Here is a 16643-nt window from a genome sequence, read left to right as displayed (position 1 = left end):
AATCCCAACCATAAGAATCCGTCAAAAATGACGGGGTTGTGCATCATGCACTGGCTTTTAACACACTGTTGAGTTCTCAAGAAACGGACGCGTACATCCCGTCAAGATCCGTCTCGCGGACCTCTCCGTGGAGGCGCTCCATACGTTTCGTCTCCCGAACTTTACCAGACCGGACGTTTCTCGTCAAACCGCCCGATTCCGGTAGATTCCGGACGCCCCTTCCGAGGCAACCCTTCGAACTTACCCGAACCTTCGGCCTCTGTCCAATGACGCGCACTGATCCAGAACCGGAAGCCGGACTCGTCTGCAGGGATGTGGGGGCGAGATCCGCCCCGCACTGAAAACTCTAGCAGCCCCTCGGAGCCCCGAAGGCCCGATCTCGGTAACGAATAGGCATTCCCACCGTCCGTACCGCTCAAACCCGGAGGGCGGCGAGCTGCTCCTCCAGGCGCGCGATGTCGGCGGCGGCCTGGTCGGCGCGGGCCCGCACCTTGGCCACGACCTGGGCGGGCGCCTTGGCCGTGAACTGCTCGTTGCCCAGCTTGGCGGCCGCCTGGGCGGCCTCCTTGCGGGCGGCGGCGAGGTCCTTCTCCAGGCGCTTGCGCTCGGCCGCCACGTCGATGGCGCCGGCCGTGTCGATCTCCACGGTCACCCCGCGGACGGTCAGCCGGGCCGTCGCCGAGAACGTCTCGGACGGTTCGGTGAGGCGCAGCAGCGAGCGGATCGCCGGCTCCTGCCGCTCCACCGCGCTGCCGGCCAGTGCGAGCCTGGCCGCCACCTTCTGGCCGGGCTTGAGCCCCTGGTCGGAACGGAACCTGCGGACCTCCGTGACGACCTCCTGGAGGGTGGCGATCTCCGCCTCCGCCTGCGGGTCGGTGTAGCGCGAGTCCACCTCCGGCCAGGCGGCCACGACGATCGACTCGGCGCCGGTCAGCGCCCGCCACAGCTCCTCGGTGACGAACGGCACCAGCGGGTGGAGCAGCCGCAGCAGCGCGTCGAGCACATGGCCCAGCACCAGGCGGGTGTGGCCGAGGCCCTCGGCGAGCTGGATCTTGGCCAGCTCCAGGTACCAGTCGCAGACCTCGTCCCACGCGAAGTGGTAGAGCAGCTCGGAGGCCTTGGCGAACTCGAAGTCGTCCAGGGCCGCGTCGGTCGCGGCGATGACGTTCTGCAGCCTCGACAGGATCCACCGGTCGGCGGCGGTGAGCTCGGCGCCGTCGAGGGAGCCGACGGCCGCGCCGTTCATCAGCGCGAACCGGGTCGCGTTCCAGATCTTGTTGCAGAAATTACGCGAACCGGCCGCCCACTCCTCGCTGATGGCCACGTCGGCACCCGGGTTGGCGCCGCGCAGCAGCGTGAAGCGGGTGGCGTCGGCGCCGAAGCGCTCGATCCAGTCGAGCGGGTCGACGACGTTGCCGAACGACTTGGACATCTTCTTGCCGTGCTGGTCGCGGACCATGCCGTGCAGGGCCACCACGCGGAACGGCGGCTCGCCGTCCATCGCGTACAGGCCGAACATCATCATCCGGGCGACCCAGAAGAACAGGATGTCGTAGCCCGTGACCAGGACCGAGGTCGGGTAGAAGCGTTCGAGCTCGGGCGTGCGCTCGGGCCAGCCCAGCGTCGAGAACGGCCAGAGCCCGGAGGAGAACCAGGTGTCGAGCACGTCCGGGTCCTGGACGTAGCCCTCCGGCGGCGTCTCGTCGGGGCCGACGCAGACGACCTCGCCGTTCGGCCCGTACCAGACCGGGATGCGGTGGCCCCACCACAGCTGGCGCGAGATGCACCAGTCGTGCATGTCGTCGACCCAGTCGAAGTAGCGCTTGGCCATCTCCGGCGGGTGGATGCGCGTGCGGCCGTCGCGCACGGCGTCGCCGGCCTCCTTGGCCAGCGGGCCCACGTTCACGAACCACTGCAGGGACAGCCGCGGCTCGATCACGGTCTTGCAGCGCGAGCAGTGGCCGACCGAGTGGAGGTACGGGCGCTTCTCCTCGACGATGCGCCCCTCGGCGCGCAGCGCGGCGACGACGGCCGGGCGCGCCTCGAACCGGTCGAGGCCCTCGAACGGGCCGTGGGCGGTGATGACGCCGCGCTCGTCCATGACGGTCATGGACGGCAGCGAGTGGCGGCGGCCGATCTCGAAGTCGTTGGGGTCGTGGGCCGGGGTCACCTTGACGGCGCCGGTGCCGAACTCCGGGTCGACGTGCTCGTCGGCCACGATCGGGATGCGGCGGCCGGTCAGCGGCAGCTCGACGGTGGTGCCGACGAGGTGCGCGTAGCGCTCGTCGGACGGGTGGACGGCCACCGCGGTGTCGCCGAGCATGGTCTCGGCCCGGGTGGTGGCGACCACGATCTCGTCGGAGTAGCGGATCGAGACCAGCTCGCCCTCGTCCTCGCTGTGCTCCACCTCGATGTCGGACAGGGCGGTCAGGCAGCGCGGGCACCAGTTGATGATGCGCTCGGCGCGGTAGATCAGCCCGTCGTCGTAGAGCTTCTTGAACATGGTGAGGACGGCCCGCGAGAGGCCCTCGTCCATGGTGAAGCGCTCGCGCGACCAGTCGACGCTGTCGCCGAGCTTGCGCATCTGGCCGAGGATCTTGCCGCCGGACTCTTCCTTCCACTCCCAGACGCGCTGGACGAACGCCTCGCGGCCCAGGTCGTGGCGGGACAGGCCCTCCTTGGCGAGCTCGCGCTCGACGACGTTCTGGGTGGCGATGCCGGCGTGGTCCATGCCGGGCAGCCAGAGCGTCTCGTGGCCGAGCATCCGGGCGCGCCGGGTCAGGGCGTCCTGGATGGTGTGGTCGAGCGCGTGGCCGATGTGGAGCGACCCGGTGACGTTGGGCGGCGGCAGGACGATGCTGTAAGGCGTGCGCGAGCTGCCCGGGTCGGCTTGGAAGTAGCCTTCGGATACCCAGCGCTCGTAGCTGCGGGTCTCGACGTCGGCCGGGGTGTACTGGGTGGGCAGCTCTGGCGTTGTCACGGTGACCAATTCTAGGGAGACGGGAAAGGGAAACGCCCCATGGAGGGTCTCCACGGGGCGCTGGCCTTGGCTCGGGGGCCTTAGGCCGACTTCTCGCGTGGAGTGCGCTGCTGCTTGGCGGCTAGCTGGTCGCGGGGTACGAGGGTCGGGATCGCGTGTTCGAGTACGGATTCGCGGGTGATGACTACGCGGGCTACGTCCTGTCTGGAGGGCACCTCGTACATGACGGACTGGAGCACCTCCTCCAGGATGGCGCGCAGGCCGCGGGCGCCGGTGCCGCGCAGGATCGCCTGGTCGGCGATGGCCTCCAGGGCGCCGTCGGTGAACTCCAGCTCCACGCCGTCGAGCTCGAGCAGCTTGCGGTACTGCTTGACCAGGGCGTTGCGCGGCTCGGTGAGGATCTGGATGAGGGCCTCGCGGTCGAGGTTGTGGACCGAGGTGATGACCGGCAGCCGGCCGACGAACTCGGGGATCATGCCGAACTTCAGCAGGTCCTCGGGCATCACGTCGCCGAAGATGTCGGCCGAGTCGGCCTCTTCCTTGGACCGGATGATGGCGTTGAAGCCGATGCCCTTCTGGCCGACCCGCGATTCGATGATCTTTTCGAGGCCGGCGAACGCGCCGCCGCAGATGAACAGCACGTTCGTGGTGTCGATCTGGATGAACTCCTGGTGCGGGTGCTTGCGGCCGCCCTGCGGGGGCACCGAGGCCGTGGTGCCTTCGAGGATCTTCAGGAGTGCCTGCTGGACGCCTTCACCGGAGACGTCGCGGGTTATCGACGGGTTCTCGCTCTTGCGGGCGATCTTGTCGACCTCGTCGATGTAGATGATGCCGGTCTCGGCCTTCTTGACGTCGTAGTCGGCGGCCTGGATGAGCTTGAGCAGGATGTTCTCGACATCCTCGCCGACGTAGCCGGCCTCGGTGAGGGCCGTGGCGTCGGCGATGGCGAAGGGCACGTTGAGCATCTTCGCCAGGGTCTGCGCCAGGAGCGTCTTGCCCGAGCCCGTGGGGCCCAGCAGCAGGATGTTGCTCTTGGCCAGCTCAAGGCCGTCGTCTCTGCCCCGGTCGCCGGACTGCACCCGCTTGTAGTGGTTGTAGACCGCCACCGAGAGCGCCTTCTTCGCCTTGTCCTGACCGATGACGTAGGCGTCGAGGAACTCGTAGATCTCCCTCGGCTTGGGCAGGTTGTCCCACTTGAGCTCGGAGGACTCGGAGAGCTCCTCCTCGATGATCTCGTTGCAGAGATCGATGCACTCATCGCAGATGTAGACGCCTGGACCGGCAATGAGCTTCTTGACTTGCTTCTGGCTCTTTCCACAGAACGAGCACTTCAGCAGGTCTCCCCCGTCGCCGATGCGTGCCACCCCAGATACTCCTTTGCGTGGGACCGCCCTGCTCTCCGCGATCCGTGTCCTCCGGACCCGGTCCGAACCGCTCAGGTTTCGACGTTACCGTCTTCTGGGCCCTCAGTGAGCCCCCTAGCGGCGAGTCGCACCGGAACGTGCCCTCTCGGGCAGCGCTCCGGTGCTTCACGTCTCGTCTAGGAAGCGACGGGCTGAGCTCGCTTCTTCCTCGACGGGATGATGTCATCGATCAGACCATACGCCTTTGCTTCTTCGGCGTTGAGAATTTTGTCGCGTTCGATGTCCTTGCGGACCTCGTCGGCGCTCTTTCCGGCATGTCGGGCCACGATCTCCTCGAGGAGCGTGCGCATGCGGAGGATCTCTCTGGCCTGGATCTCGATGTCGCTTCCCTGGCCGCCGCCCTCGGTGGACGGCTGGTGGATCAGCATCCGGGCGTTGGGCAGCGCGAACCGCTTGCCCGGCGTGCCGCCGGCCAGCAGCACGGCCGCGGCGGACGCGGCCTGGCCGAGGCAGACGGTCTGGATCTCCGGCCGGACGAACTGCATCGTGTCGTAGATCGCCGTCATGGCCGTGAACGACCCGCCGGGCGAGTTGATGTAGATGCTGATGTCGCGGTCGGGATCGAGCGACTCCAGCGTCAGCAGCTGGGCCATCACGTCGTTGGCCGACGCGTCGTCGATCTGCACTCCGAGGAAGATGATGCGGTCCTCGAAGAGCTTGTTGTACGGGTTCATCTCCTTCACGCCGTACGACGTGCGCTCGACGAAGGAGGGGAGAACGTAGCGGCTTTCGATGTTCAACTTCAGCTCCCCCTAGGAGACCGGGCCCTGTGAGGGCACCTGCCGGGCGCTGCGCACGACGTGGTCGATGAAGCCGTAGTCCTTGGCCTCGTCGGCCGTGAACCAGCGGTCGCGATCGGAGTCGCGCTCGATGACCTCGAGCGGCTGCCCGGTGTGGGCGGCGATCCGCTCGGCCAGCATCTTCTTCACGTAGAGCATCTGCTCGGCCTGGATGGCGATGTCGGCCGCGGTGCCGCCGATGCCGCCCGAGGGCTGGTGCATCATGACCCGGGCGTGGGGCAGCGCGTAGCGCTTGCCCTGGGCCCCGGCCGACAACAGGAACTGCCCCATCGAGGCGGCCAGGCCCATGACGACGGTGGACACGTCGTTGGGCACATATTCCATCATGTCGTAGATCGCCATGCCGGCACTGACCGAGCCGCCCGGCGAGTTGATGTAGAGAGTGATGTCGCGCTCCGGGTCGTCGGCGGCCAGGAGCAGCAGCTCGGCGCAGATCCGGTTGGCGATCTCGTCGTTGACCTCCTGGCCGAGCACGATGATCCGCTCGCGCAGCAGGCGCTGGTAAAGCTGATCCTCAAGCCGGAAGGCCGCGCCGTTTTCACGGCCTCGCGACTCAGGCTGGAAGAAGGTCGGCGGGCTGCTCACAGCTTCACCTTCCGATGCGTCGTAATCGATGGGCTTTGCTTGTGACCCTAACGCGCGCCGCCTACAGGTCATGCCCGGTCCCCGGGCTGTTCGCTGACGGCGCATGCCTCAGGTACGCGTGAAGCCCCCGGCCGGCCCGCAGCATCGGGCCGGTCGGGGGCTCCGGACGAGCGTGGGAGTGATCAGGCCTCGGCCTTCTGCTCCTCGGACTCCGCGGGCTCCTCGACGACCTCTTCACCGTTGATCTCGGTGTAGATGGCCTTGAGGTCGACCTCGTTGCCCTCGGTGTCGACGACCTTGGCGGAGTCGGCGAGCACCGCTTTCGCCTTGTCGCGGACGATCTCGACCATGGCCAGCGTGAGCTGGTCGTTGTCGGCGAGGTGCTGGGCCAGCTGGTTGGGCTGGACGCCCATCTCCATGGCGCGGCGGACCACGAAGTTGGTCAGCTCCTGCTCGGAGACGCCGAGCTCCTCGGCCTTGACGATCTTGTCGAGCACGAAGCCGACCTTGATGGCGCGGGCCGAGGTGGTCTCGAACTCGGCGAAGCGCTCCTCCTCCGTCGTCTGGTAGAGGCGGAAGTAGGCGTCGCGGCTCAGGCCGCTCTCGGCGACCTGGTGGTCGAGGTTGTGCTTGCGGGCGTCGATCTCGGCCTTGAGCGCGCTCTCGGGGATCGGGATGTCGATCTTCTCCAGGAGCGTGTCGAGGGCCTTCTCGCGGGCCTGCATCACCTGGTCGATGAGCTTGGTGCGGCGGACCTGCTCGCGCAGGCTGCCCTTGAGCTCCTCCAGCGTGTCGAACTCGCTGGCGAGCTGGGCGAACTCGTCGTCGAGCTCCGGCAGCACCTTCTCCTTGACCGACTTGACGTTGATGATGACGTCGGCCTCCTGGCCGGCGTTCTCACCCCCGACGAGCTCGGTGCGGAAGGTCTTCTCCTCGCCCGCGGACATGCCCACGAGCGCGTCGTCGAGGCCCTGGAGGATCGAGCCGGCGCCGACCTCGTAGGAGACCTCGCTGGCCTGCTGCTCCTCGATGTTCTCGCCGTCGATCTCGGCCCGCAGGTCCATGACGACGTAGTCGCCGGCGGCGGCCGCGCGCTCGACGCCGGTCAGCGTGGCGAAGCGCTGGCGCAGCGCGTCGAGCTGGGCGTCGACGTCGGCGTCGGTGACCGTGGCGGAGTCCACCGTGATCTCGACGCCTTCGTACTCGGGCACGTCGAAGTTGGGACGGATGTCGACCTCGGCGGTGAACTCGATCTGCTCACCGTCCTCGATCTTCGTGACCTCGATGTCGGGCTGGCTGACCGGGAACACGTCGACCTCGTCGACGGCCTGGCCGTAGAGCTTCGGCACCGCTTCGTTGAGGGTCTCCTCCAGCACCACCGCCCGGCCGAAGCGCTGCTCGATGATGCGCGCCGGGACCTTGCCAGGGCGGAACCCGGGGACCCGTACCTGCTGCGCGACCTTCTTGTATGCCGCATCCATGCTCGGGCGCAGCTCGTCGAACGGCACCTCGACAGTGAGCTTCACCCTGGTCGGGCTGAGCTCCTCGACAGCGGTCTTCACGGGGTGGTCTCCTTGATCAAACTTCAGAGTGTTCGCGGGCACGTCCATTTCGGTACGGCTCGCGCGCCGCGCCCACGTAATCGACGCTGGGGCATGCTCCGCTACGGCGGCTCCAAGCGCCAACGGTCAGTCTAGGGCAGACGCGGTAGCTCTCAGAACTCATCCGCGATGGCGCGTAGCAGCTCCACCGTCTCGTCAGGTGTGGTGCTGACGGCGCACAGCCGCTCCATGACCTCCGTGTAGCGATCTACGTCCTCGCGCTTGTCCAGGTAGAGAGCGCTGGCGAGCTGTTCGACGTAGATCACGTCGGGCAGCTCGGTGTCCGCGAAGCGCAGGATGGTGAACGCGCCGCCTTCCGCGCTGTGCCCGCCGAAGCTGAACGGCATGACCTGGATCGTGATGCTCGGCTGGCGCATGAGGTCGATCAGGTGCTCGATCTGGGCCCGCATCACCTCGGCGCCGCCGATGGGCCGGCGCAGCGCGGCCTCGTCGATCACCGCCCAGAAGACGGGACTGTCGGGCCTGTCGAACATCCGCTGGCGCTCCAGCCGCAGGTCGACCCGGCGGGAGATCTCCTCGGGCGAGAGCCCGGCCGATCCGGCCGTGACGACCGCGCGCGCGTACTCCTTGGTCTGCAGCAGCCCCGGGACGAACTGGACCTCGTACGTCCTGATCCGGGTGGCGGCCTCCTCGAGGCCGACGTACGCCTGGAACCAGGTGGGGAGGATGTCGTTGAAGCGGTGCCACCAGCCGGGCTCGTTCGCGCTGGCCACCAGGTCGAGCACGGCCTCGCGCGCCTCGTCGTCGGTGACCCCGTACAGCGTCAGCAGATCCGCGACGTCCCGCTCCTTGAAGCCGACCCGGCCGAGCTCCATGCGGCTGATCTTGGACTCGGAGCCCCTGATGAGGTGCCCCGCCTCCTCGCGGCTGACGCCCTTGCTCTCCCTCAGTCTGCGGAGTTGGGAGCCCAGAAGGATGCGCAGCGCCGTAGGGCCGGAACCCGGTTGGTTCTGCGTCACTCTGCCTCCTATCAAGCGTCCGCCCCACACAGTGACACCACATCGCCTGGTATGACAAGGTCTCAGCCCGGTGTCCGATTTGGAACTCCGCGCGACCACCCCCCATGCTGGTGCACATTGCACCTGCACGTGCATTCGGGTCTTGCAGCGGCCCCCGCTCGTGACCCATGATGGCTTAGTGCATTCTGGGCAAAACTTGCACTAGGGCGATGGCAACTGGGAGGTTACGGCGGGATGGTGGAGGACCCTCTGGCCGTGGCCGACTGTCTTCAGATCAAGCGTGAGATGGGCTTCGACCAGTTGCTCACTTCGGCCAAGCCGTACACCACCGCGTGTCCCCTCCCCTTTCAGGCCGACTCGGTCAAGACGGCCAGGGACGTCACCCGTTCGACGCTCGACCGCTGGGGTCTGTCAGAGCTGGGCGACGACGCGGCCCTGGTGGTCTCCGAGCTGGTGACGAACGCCGTCAGATACGGCGTGTACGCGCACGGCGCGCACGAGATCACCCTGCTGCTGATGCGGGTGGACCCCCACGTGCTGCTGGCCGTCACCGACCCCAGCGACGACGTGCCGCGGCGCAAGGAGCCCGACTTCATCTCCGAGAACGGCCGCGGGCTCTACATCGTGGAGACCTACAGCCAGTGCTGGGGCTGGGACCCGCTGGCGCGCGGCGGCAAGGCCGTCTGGGCGCTCTTCCACGCCGGCGCCTGACGGGGTCAGGAGCCGCGGCGGTCCAGGAAGAACGACGCGGCCAGGCAGAGCAGCGCCATCACGCAGAGGAACGCCACCAGCCCTCGCCCGTCCACGACGAACGCGGTCACCACGAACACCACGGCCGCGCCCGCGGCGAGCGAAGAGGTCTTCACAGGGGCATTGTGCCGTATGGCCCGGAACGGGCGGGTAGGCCGCCACGTCAGTGCATCGAGATGTGGACGTGGTCGTAGTGGTTCTCGGTGATGCTGCCGCGGTCGGACATGCCGCGCCAGCCCGAGCCGTGGTTGATGCGCTGCTTCCAGATCACGTACTTCACGCCCAGCTTGGCGCGGTTCTTGATGGCCCAGTCGGCGATGCGGTCGCCGAGCGCCGAGTTGGCCGGCGTCGGCATGGTGCCGCCGACGCTCATCATGAAGTCACAGGCCCGGCCCAGCGGGTGCTCGCCGCTCGATCCGGACCGGAAGCAGCCCACGGTGTACGGCAGGGCGAAGTTCTTGGCGATCTCGGTCTTCATCAGCCGGGTGCGCGGCGTGATGTTGTCGGGGCCTGACGGGAGCTGCGGCGCCCAGGTGCCGTCGGAGCGGCGGCCGGTGGCGAACGGCACCAGGTCCTCCAGTTTCTTCTGGATGTCCTTGATGACGCCCTCGGCCTCCTTGCGCTGACCGGCCACCTCGGCGGCGTCGGCCGCGATCTCCTCGGCCAGCGCCGCGGCCTCGTCGGCCGCCCTCTTGCGCTCGTCGCGGGCCTTGGCCACCTTGGCGACCTGGGCCTGCTGCTCGGCGGTGAGCTGCTCCAGCAGGGCGACGCTGCGCCCGTCGGGCAGCGTCATCATGCTGGGAAGCCGCATGCCTCCGCCGTTCTGGTACTGGAGCTGGGCCAGCTCGGCCACCCGGTCCTCGGCGGCGGCGAGCGTCTTCTCGGCCGTGGCCAGCCGCTCCTCGGCCGCCTCGGCCTTCTTGCGGGCCTCGGCCAGCTCGACGCGCTTGAGGTTGTAGCGCTCGATCAGCTTGTCGACTTTCGTGTTGAGCTGCTTCAGCTCTTTGCGGAGCTGCGCCTCGGTGGGCTTGGGCTCCGCGGCGGCGGGCGCCGCCGTCACGAACGTCGTCAGGAATGGGGTGAACATCACCGCCGCAGCGGTGATCCAACCCATGGCACGGTGCGCGGGGGACGCTGCCGCCACGTAATAAGGTCCTCTCCCTCTGCCTGCCGGGTTAGCTGACGGGTTCGGGCACGGGAGCGCTCCCTACCACCGAAGTGGATTCACCCCAGGTGCGGTGGGTCCCCGGCTCCCGGGCCACTCGCCCGGGATTAGGCATGTCCGCACGGCGGATTAAGGCCGTGCTGGAAAGGGATAGTAGTGGTAGATCACGAGTAATGCCACCTAAATGGAAATCTTTTAGTGATCTACCTGTGATCGAATCATGCGCGCGGCCTCCTCCGGCAGCACGTCGTTGACGAACGCGCCCATGGCCGACTCCGAGCCCGCCAGATACTTCAGCTTGCCCGGCGCCCGCCGGATGCTGAACAGCTCCAGGTGCAGGTAGGCCAGCTCGCGGTCCTGCCGGACCGGCGCCTGGTGCCAGGCCGAGATGTACGGCATGGGCACCCCGAACAGGCCGTCCAGGGCGCGCAGCACCGAGGTGTAGAGCGGGGCGAACGCGGCACGCTCGGCCCCGGTCAGCGCGGCCAGGTCGGGCACCTGCCGGTGCGGGTAGAGGTGCACCTCGAACGGCCAGCGCGCGGCCGCCGGCACGAACGCCGTCCACAGCTCGTTGGCCGCCACCACCCGCTCCCCGGCCTCCCGCTCGGCGGCCAGCACGTCCGCGAACAGGTTGCGCCCCGGCTTACGCCCGGCGTACCGCCGCGCCGCGCCGAGCTGCAGCTTGGTGCGGGGCGTCACGTACGGGTACGCGTAGATCTGCCCGTGGGGGTGGAAGAGCGTGATGCCGATCTCCTCGCCCCGGTTCTCGAAGCAGAAGACCTGCTCGACGCCCTCCAGCGCGGACAGCTCGGCCGTACGGTCGGCCCAGGCCTCCATGACCAGCTCCACCTGGTCGTCGGAGAGCTGGGAGAACGACGAGTCGTGTGCCGAGGTGAAGCAGACCACCTCGCACCGCCCCACACCGGGGCGGACCTCGCTCAGGCCGCCGACATCCTCATAAGTCCCGAAATTTCCGGAGAAGGAGGGGAAGCGGTTCTCGAACACCACCACGTCGTAGTCGTACGCCGGAATCTCCGACGCCCGCGTGTCCGTCGACGGGCAGAGCGGGCACTCGTCGGGCGGCGGCAGGAACGTCCGGGTCTGCCGGTGACCGGCGATCGCGATCCACTCCTCCGTCAGCGGGTCGTAGCGCAGCTCCGACGCCGGCGGCCGGGGGTCGAGCGGCCGCTTGTCGACCGCGCCGCGGTCGGCGCCGTCGTCGCGGTCGAAGTAGATGATGTCCCGGCCGTCGGCCAGCTGGGTGATGGTTCGCTTCACGCCGCCCCCTCCGTGATGATCAATTCTCCGGCCCTGTCGGCCAGCTCCCTGCGCGCCTCCTCCGGCAGCCCCGCGTCGCTGATCACCACGTCGGCCTCCGACAGCTCGGCGATGGTGCTGATGCCGACGGTGTTCCACTTGGTGTGGTCGGCCGGCACCACGAGCCGGCTCGCGGCGGCGATCAGCTCCCGGTCGGTCTCGGACTCCAGCAGGTTCGGTGTGGTGAATCCGGCGCGCACGCTCATGCCGTGCACGCCGAGGAAGAGCGTGTCGACGTGCAGGCGGCGGATCGCGGCCACCGCGACCGGGCCGACGAGCGCGTCGGAGGGCGTGCGCACGCCGCCCGTGAGCACGACCGTGCGGTCGGCGCGGGGGTTGCGGTGGAAGACCTCGGCGACCGGGATCGAGTTGGTGATCACGGTGAGCTCGGGCACGCCGATGAGGTGGTGCGCCAGCTGCCACGTGGTGGTGCCGGCCGACAGGGCGACCGCGGTGCCGGGGCGCACGAGCTGGGCCGCGCGGCGCGCGATCACCTCCTTCTCCTGCTGCTGCCTGGCCGACTTGGCGGTGAAGCCGGGCTCCTCGGTGGAGCCGGGGCCGATCGCGGTGGCGCCGCCGTGCACCTTCTCCAGCAGCCCCCGGTCGGCGAGCACCTCGAGGTCGCGGCGGATGGTCATGTCGGAGACGCCGAGCTCGCGTACGAGGTCGGCCACCCGGACAGCACCCTGGCTGCGCACGCGTTCGAGGATCGCCTGCTGACGCTGCTGTGCGAGCACTCCCCCACCCCTTCCAACAGATTCCACCAAATTATGACATGAAAATGTTGAGGATTGTGAGGTTGTTCCGGAGGTCCGATGGGGATTGACGTTCCGTCCGACCCCGTACACCGACCTTCGAGAGGATGAGCGGATGGCCAAGCGCGCCCGCAAAGCGAAAGCACGCAAGAAGAAGAAGGCCAACCACGGCAAGCGCCCCAACGCCAACTGACGGAACGCGCCGCCCGCGGCGCGGGCGGCGCGTCCTCACTCACACCGGCAGGCCGTCCAGGGCCTCGTCGATGCGCTCCTGCGGCAGCGCGAAGTCCTCCATCTCGCCCGACAGGTAACGCTCGTACGCCGACAGGTCGAAGTGGCCGTGCCCGCAGAGCGCCGTCAGGATCACCTTCTCCTCACCGCTCTCCTTGCAGCGCAGCGCCTCCGCGATGGTCTCGGCCAGCGCGTGCGTCGGCTCCGGCGCGGGCAGGATGCCCTCGGTCCTGGCGAAACGGACCCCCGCCTCGAAGCACTCCGTCTGCGAGCGGGTGACCGCCTCGAACATGCCCAGCTCGTACATGTGCGACAGCAGCGGCGACATGCCGTGATATCGCAGCCCGCCCGCGTGGATCGGGTCCGGCACGAAGTCGTGGCCGAGCGTGTGCATCTTCATCAGCGGGGTGAGTCCCGCCGTGTCGCCGAAGTCGTAGGCGTAGCGGCCGCGGGTGAACGACGGGCACGCCTCCGGCTCGACCGCCCGGATGACCGGGTCGATCTTCCCCGCCAGCTTCTCGCGCAGGAACGGGAAGACCAGGCCGCCGAAGTTCGAGCCGCCGCCGGTGCAGCCGACGATCACGTCCGGCATCTCCTCCAGCTGCGCCAGCGCCTCCTCGCCGATCACCGTCTGGTGCAGCAGGACGTGGTTGAGCACCGACCCGAGCGCGTAGCGGGTGTCGTCGGCCGACGCGGCGGCCTCGACCGCCTCGCTGATCGCGATACCCAGGCTGCCCGGCGAATCCGGGTTTCCGGCCAGCACCTTGCTGCCGGCCTGCGTCACGGGTGACGGGCTCGCGTGCACGGTCGCCCCGTACACCCGCATCAGCCCCGAACGGTACGGCTTCTGGTCGTACGAGGCGCGCACCATCCAGATCTCGCACTCCAGGCCGAACTGGGCGCAGGCGAAGGCCAGCGAGCTGCCCCACTGACCGGCGCCCGTCTCGGTGGTGAGCCTGCGGACGCCCTCCTTGGCGTTGTAGTACGCCTGAGGGACGGCCGTGTTCGGCTTGTGCGAACCGGCCGGGGAGACGCCCTCGTACTTGTAGTAGATGCGGGCCGGCGTGCCCAGCGACTTCTCCAGCCTGCGGGCCCGCATCAGCGGGGTCGGCCGCCACAGCCGGTAGACGTCGAGCACCTCCTGTGGGATGGGCACGAACCGCTCCTGGCTGACCTCCTGACCGATGAGCTCCATCGGGAACAGCGGCGCCAGGTCATCGGGACCGATCGGCTCCCGCGTCGCCGGGTGGAGCGGCGGAGGCGGCGGCGCGGGCAGATCGGGAACGATGTTGTACCAGTTGCTCGGGATCATCGTTCCAGTGTGCTCTCGCCGCCGGTCACGAATCCAGTCTTGTCAGCCGGCGCGCTCGGCCGCCACCAGGCGGCGCACCTCCGGCACGACCTCCTCGGCGAACCTGGTCAGCTGCTCCCGCTGGTCGCCCTCCGGCCACAGGATGAACGTGTCCATCCCGTAGCCCACCGCCAGGTCGGTCAGCTCGTCCACCCACTGGTCCGCCGGGCCCTTGAGGAAGCCCTCGCTCGCGCCGCCGGTGATCGTGCCGTTGACGTTGTAGAGCCGGCGCACGTCCCGCGGCTTCCTGCCCGCCTCCTCGGCGGCCTCGTCGATGCGCGCGTGCAGCTCCGGCAGCCGCTCCGGCGGCGCCCACGTCGAGGACGGCAACCACCCGTCGGCCGCCCTGCCGGTGAGCGCCAGCGCCCGCGGCCCGCCGACGCCGAGCCAGATCTCCATCGGGTGCGCGGGCTCCGGGCCCGCCTGGGCGCCCTTGAGCCGGTAGTGCTCGCCGTCGAACCGCAGGTTGCGCTCGCCGCTCCAGATCGCCCTGACGACCGCCACGGCCTCCTCCAGCGCGCCGATCGCCTCGCCCGGGGTGCGCCGCGCTCCCCCGTACGCCTCGATCGCGTCCCAGAACGCGCCCGCGCCCAGCCCCAGCTCCACCCGGCCGCCGCTGAGCAGGTCGAGGCTGGCCGCCGCCTTGGCGAGCACGGCGGGCTGCCGCATCGGCAGGCTGGCCACGTCCGGGAAGACCCGCACCTGCTCGGTGGCGGTGACGATCACGCTCAGCAGCGTCCACGTCTCGACGTAGCGGCGCTGGTACGGATGGTCCTGCACGCCGATCAGGTCCAGCCCCAGCCGGTCGGCCAGCCCCGCGTACTCCACCAGCGGATCATCCGCGTACGGCACGAGAAAGTAACCGAACTCCAGGGGACGCCCGTAATCACTCATAGCCGTCATCTACCCGCGTTCCGCCCGCCCTCGACCACCGCGAGCCGATCCGGGTGATCCGCCCGCACCACCACGTCCGCCACCTCCTGCGGGCGCACCTCACGCTCGTACCGCGCGAACGCCGGCAACCGCCACCGCTCCTCCTCGGGCGTACGGCGCTCCAGCGCACCCGCCGACAGCCACACGTGCACGGCCAGCTCGACAGGCAGCCCCCGGCCCAGCAGCAGCGGGCCGTCGAGCAGCAGCACCCCGCCAGGCGGCAGCGTCCGGTACGGCAGCCGGAAGGACCGGTCGGCGGCGCTGTCCCACAGCGCCGGCAGCACCCTGCCCGACCCTCCCGGCTCCAGCGGCTCCAGCACCTCGCGCAGCAGCGCTTTCGTGTCGAGCCACTCGTCGTAGAACACGTCCGGATCCGTACGCCCGAACTCCAGCCGCAGCGACGCCGGCCGCAGGAAATCACCCGCCGACACCCGCAGCACCTCACGCCCCCGCACCCGCAGCGGCGCGACCAGCCGATCGGCCAGCTCACCCGGCCGGGCCACGTCAGCCCCGTCGACGGCCACCCGCACCCACGCCCCGCCCGGCCACCCCGCGATCCTGTCGGCGAGCTCCTCGGCCAGCGCCTCGCCCGAAATCGGTCGTACCCGCATCACCCGAGCCTACGAACAGCGAGGCCCAGGCCCGGGATCGTCTCCCCGGCCTGGGCCTTCGCCATATGGAGCGGACGACGGGAATCGAACCCGCGTAGCTAGTTTGGAAGACTAGGGCTCTACCATTGAGCTACGTCCGCGCGCGGACCGGCCGCAGTCTGGTCTAGACTGCATCCGGTCGTCAGGGCGTAAGCGTACCGGAGTCCCGGCGTGCATGCGTACCCGACGCTACGGGGCGTGGCGCAGCTTGGCAGCGCGCTTGCTTTGGGAGCAAGAAGTCGCAGGTTCAAATCCTGTCGCCCCGACCAGCTCAAAGGCCCCTCCCGATTCGGAAGGGGCCTTCTGCGTGACTAACTGAGTGACTAAGGCTCCGAACCGCCCTCGAAGATGCGGTCCATGGCCACGGCACCGGCCTGGAGTACGGGCCGGATCTGCTTCCGGTAGACGGCCTCGGTCACGGCCGTGCTGCTGTGGCCGACGAGCCGCGAGATCTCCTCAAGCGGGATGCCGTTGTCCGAAAGCAACGAGACGAAGCTGTGGCGCAGCTCCTGTGGCGTCCAATGCGCCGGATCGAGCCCTGAGCATCGCTGACGAGTTTGCGGAAGGCCAGCGGACGTTCCGAGGCGTCTAAGGGCGTTCCCGAAGACCAGGCCGTCCGGGCACGACACGTCGCCCTGCTCCCCCCACACCATCAAACGCCTCTGAGCCCGTGGGCAGCTCCAGCGGACACCTTCACTTGCGGTCAGGGTGTCGCCCTGTCACATAGGTAAATCTCGTGAAGAGACCGCATCTTTGCGTACATGACCCGCGCCAGTGGACTCATGGTGGCCCATCGCGCGTCAATAGTCGTTTCCGCCAAGGCTGCCGGGTCTTCCCAGGGTGCTGTCAGGAGCTGGTCGCGAGTCAGGTTGCTGCACCGAGCCGGATTGATGTCTCGAAGCAGTTCCGCGATGGCACGCCCTGCTGCATCGATGCCCCAACACTCAAGGGGAACCCGATCTTTCAAATCATGACAGTCCAGACAAGTGGCTACTCTGCGGGTTCCCCCGGCCGTTCTAGGCACCGGTGTCGACGACGCGTGAATACTGACCCCCAGGCGACGGCCGAAATCTGACCCCCCTTGCAGTTCACTCTGGAGGGTGATCAAGGTGGAGGACTGG

At 68.5% G+C, this 16643-nt stretch carries 16 protein-coding genes, 2 tRNA genes and 1 riboswitch; of the genes, 3 read left to right on the top strand and 15 right to left on the bottom strand.

Annotation, left to right across the window (positions count from 1 at the left end; all coding sequences use genetic code 11):
• Nucleotides 1–415: 415 nt before the first annotated feature.
• The 6 genes from AB0J42_RS36660 to AB0J42_RS36635 form a co-directional block, all read right to left on the bottom strand.
• The gene (locus AB0J42_RS36660; protein ID WP_364302995.1) at nucleotides 416–2980 is read right to left on the bottom strand and encodes a valine--tRNA ligase; all 2565 of its coding nucleotides are present in this window, start codon (nucleotides 2978–2980) and stop codon (nucleotides 416–418) included.
• Nucleotides 2981–3060: 80 nt separating this feature from the next.
• The gene (clpX, locus tag AB0J42_RS36655; RefSeq protein WP_364302993.1) at nucleotides 3061–4344 is read right to left on the bottom strand and encodes an ATP-dependent Clp protease ATP-binding subunit ClpX; all 1284 of its coding nucleotides are present in this window, start codon (nucleotides 4342–4344) and stop codon (nucleotides 3061–3063) included.
• A 176-nt stretch (nucleotides 4345–4520) separates the two neighbouring features.
• Nucleotides 4521–5144, bottom strand: a complete 624-nt coding sequence (locus AB0J42_RS36650; protein WP_364302990.1) for an ATP-dependent Clp protease proteolytic subunit — start codon at nucleotides 5142–5144, stop codon at nucleotides 4521–4523.
• A gap of 12 nt (nucleotides 5145–5156) precedes the next feature.
• The gene (locus tag AB0J42_RS36645; protein WP_364302988.1) at nucleotides 5157–5789 is read right to left on the bottom strand and encodes an ATP-dependent Clp protease proteolytic subunit; all 633 of its coding nucleotides are present in this window, start codon (nucleotides 5787–5789) and stop codon (nucleotides 5157–5159) included.
• A gap of 182 nt (nucleotides 5790–5971) precedes the next feature.
• Nucleotides 5972–7351: a trigger factor gene (tig, locus tag AB0J42_RS36640; protein ID WP_364302986.1), complete on the bottom strand. Its 1380-nt coding sequence runs from the start codon at nucleotides 7349–7351 to the stop codon at nucleotides 5972–5974.
• A 152-nt stretch (nucleotides 7352–7503) separates the two neighbouring features.
• On the bottom strand, nucleotides 7504–8370 hold the full coding sequence (locus AB0J42_RS36635) for a helix-turn-helix transcriptional regulator (RefSeq protein ID WP_364302984.1): 867 nt from the start codon (nucleotides 8368–8370) through the stop codon (nucleotides 7504–7506).
• A 234-nt stretch (nucleotides 8371–8604) separates the two neighbouring features.
• Here AB0J42_RS36635 and AB0J42_RS36630 point away from each other — a divergent pair, with 234 nt between their 5' ends.
• Nucleotides 8605–9081: an ATP-binding protein gene (locus tag AB0J42_RS36630; RefSeq protein WP_364302982.1), complete on the top strand. Its 477-nt coding sequence runs from the start codon at nucleotides 8605–8607 to the stop codon at nucleotides 9079–9081.
• Between the two features lie 5 nt (nucleotides 9082–9086).
• Here the strand turns inward: AB0J42_RS36630 and AB0J42_RS36625 are convergent, their stop codons facing one another.
• From AB0J42_RS36625 to AB0J42_RS36610, 4 genes are all read right to left on the bottom strand, one after another.
• A complete protein-coding gene (locus AB0J42_RS36625) occupies nucleotides 9087–9236 on the bottom strand; it encodes a hypothetical protein (RefSeq protein WP_364302979.1) in 150 nt (49 codons plus the stop codon).
• 47 nt (nucleotides 9237–9283) lie between these two features.
• Nucleotides 9284–10234: a hypothetical protein gene (locus AB0J42_RS36620; RefSeq protein ID WP_364302977.1), complete on the bottom strand. Its 951-nt coding sequence runs from the start codon at nucleotides 10232–10234 to the stop codon at nucleotides 9284–9286.
• 36 nt (nucleotides 10235–10270) lie between these two features.
• Nucleotides 10271–10409, bottom strand: a riboswitch (cyclic di-AMP (ydaO/yuaA leader).
• Between the two features lie 71 nt (nucleotides 10410–10480).
• Nucleotides 10481–11563, bottom strand: coding sequence for a galactose-1-phosphate uridylyltransferase (galT, locus tag AB0J42_RS36615; protein ID WP_364302974.1), 1083 nt, complete (start codon nucleotides 11561–11563; stop codon nucleotides 10481–10483).
• A complete protein-coding gene (locus tag AB0J42_RS36610) occupies nucleotides 11560–12339 on the bottom strand; it encodes a DeoR/GlpR family DNA-binding transcription regulator (protein ID WP_364302972.1) in 780 nt (259 codons plus the stop codon). Before AB0J42_RS36610 ends, galT begins: the two co-directional genes overlap by 4 nt.
• Nucleotides 12340–12424: 85 nt before the next feature.
• Between AB0J42_RS36610 and AB0J42_RS36605 the strand changes: the two genes are divergently transcribed.
• Nucleotides 12425–12550 (top strand): hypothetical protein, encoded by a 126-nt coding sequence (locus tag AB0J42_RS36605; RefSeq protein ID WP_364302970.1) that lies wholly within the window; start codon nucleotides 12425–12427, stop codon nucleotides 12548–12550.
• Between the two features lie 39 nt (nucleotides 12551–12589).
• Here the strand turns inward: AB0J42_RS36605 and AB0J42_RS36600 are convergent, their stop codons facing one another.
• The 4 genes from AB0J42_RS36600 to AB0J42_RS36585 all read right to left on the bottom strand — a co-directional run bounded on the left by AB0J42_RS36600 (nucleotide 12590) and on the right by AB0J42_RS36585 (nucleotide 15623).
• Nucleotides 12590–13900, bottom strand: coding sequence for a TrpB-like pyridoxal phosphate-dependent enzyme (locus tag AB0J42_RS36600; protein WP_364302968.1), 1311 nt, complete (start codon nucleotides 13898–13900; stop codon nucleotides 12590–12592).
• 42 nt (nucleotides 13901–13942) lie between these two features.
• Nucleotides 13943–14833, bottom strand: a complete 891-nt coding sequence (locus tag AB0J42_RS36595) for an LLM class flavin-dependent oxidoreductase (protein ID WP_364302966.1) — start codon at nucleotides 14831–14833, stop codon at nucleotides 13943–13945.
• A 5-nt stretch (nucleotides 14834–14838) separates the two neighbouring features.
• Entirely contained in the window at nucleotides 14839–15483 is a 645-nt protein-coding gene (locus tag AB0J42_RS36590; protein ID WP_364302964.1) for a uridine kinase, read from the bottom strand.
• 66 nt (nucleotides 15484–15549) lie between these two features.
• Nucleotides 15550–15623 (bottom strand) — tRNA-Gly (locus AB0J42_RS36585).
• A 91-nt stretch (nucleotides 15624–15714) separates the two neighbouring features.
• Here AB0J42_RS36585 and AB0J42_RS36580 point away from each other — a divergent pair.
• Nucleotides 15715–15791: transfer RNA gene (locus AB0J42_RS36580), tRNA-Pro, on the top strand.
• A gap of 54 nt (nucleotides 15792–15845) precedes the next feature.
• Here AB0J42_RS36580 and AB0J42_RS36575 read toward each other — a convergent pair.
• Nucleotides 15846–16007: a hypothetical protein gene (locus AB0J42_RS36575; RefSeq protein WP_364302962.1), complete on the bottom strand. Its 162-nt coding sequence runs from the start codon at nucleotides 16005–16007 to the stop codon at nucleotides 15846–15848.
• Between the last annotated feature and the right edge of the window lie 636 nt (nucleotides 16008–16643).

Origin of the sequence: Nonomuraea sp. NPDC049649, from assembly GCF_040675175.1 — a bacterium.
In the GTDB taxonomy this organism is placed as follows: domain Bacteria; phylum Actinomycetota; class Actinomycetes; order Streptosporangiales; family Streptosporangiaceae; genus Nonomuraea.
The sequence above is the reverse complement of the archived record's forward strand: the minus strand, read 5'-3'. Positions and strand labels throughout refer to the sequence as shown.

Excerpts from the sequence above, each read along its gene's own strand:
- AB0J42_RS36630 (WP_364302982.1), top strand. The coding sequence starts at position 8,605 with ATGGTGGAGGACCCTCTGGCCGTGGCCGACTGTCTTCAGATCAAGCGT.
- AB0J42_RS36590 (WP_364302964.1), bottom strand. The coding sequence starts at position 15,483 with ATGCGGGTACGACCGATTTCGGGCGAGGCGCTGGCCGAGGAGCTCGCC.
- AB0J42_RS36600 (WP_364302968.1), bottom strand. The coding sequence starts at position 13,900 with ATGATCCCGAGCAACTGGTACAACATCGTTCCCGATCTGCCCGCGCCG.
- AB0J42_RS36595 (WP_364302966.1), bottom strand. The coding sequence starts at position 14,833 with ATGAGTGATTACGGGCGTCCCCTGGAGTTCGGTTACTTTCTCGTGCCG.
- AB0J42_RS36620 (WP_364302977.1), bottom strand. The coding sequence starts at position 10,234 with ATGGGTTGGATCACCGCTGCGGCGGTGATGTTCACCCCATTCCTGACG.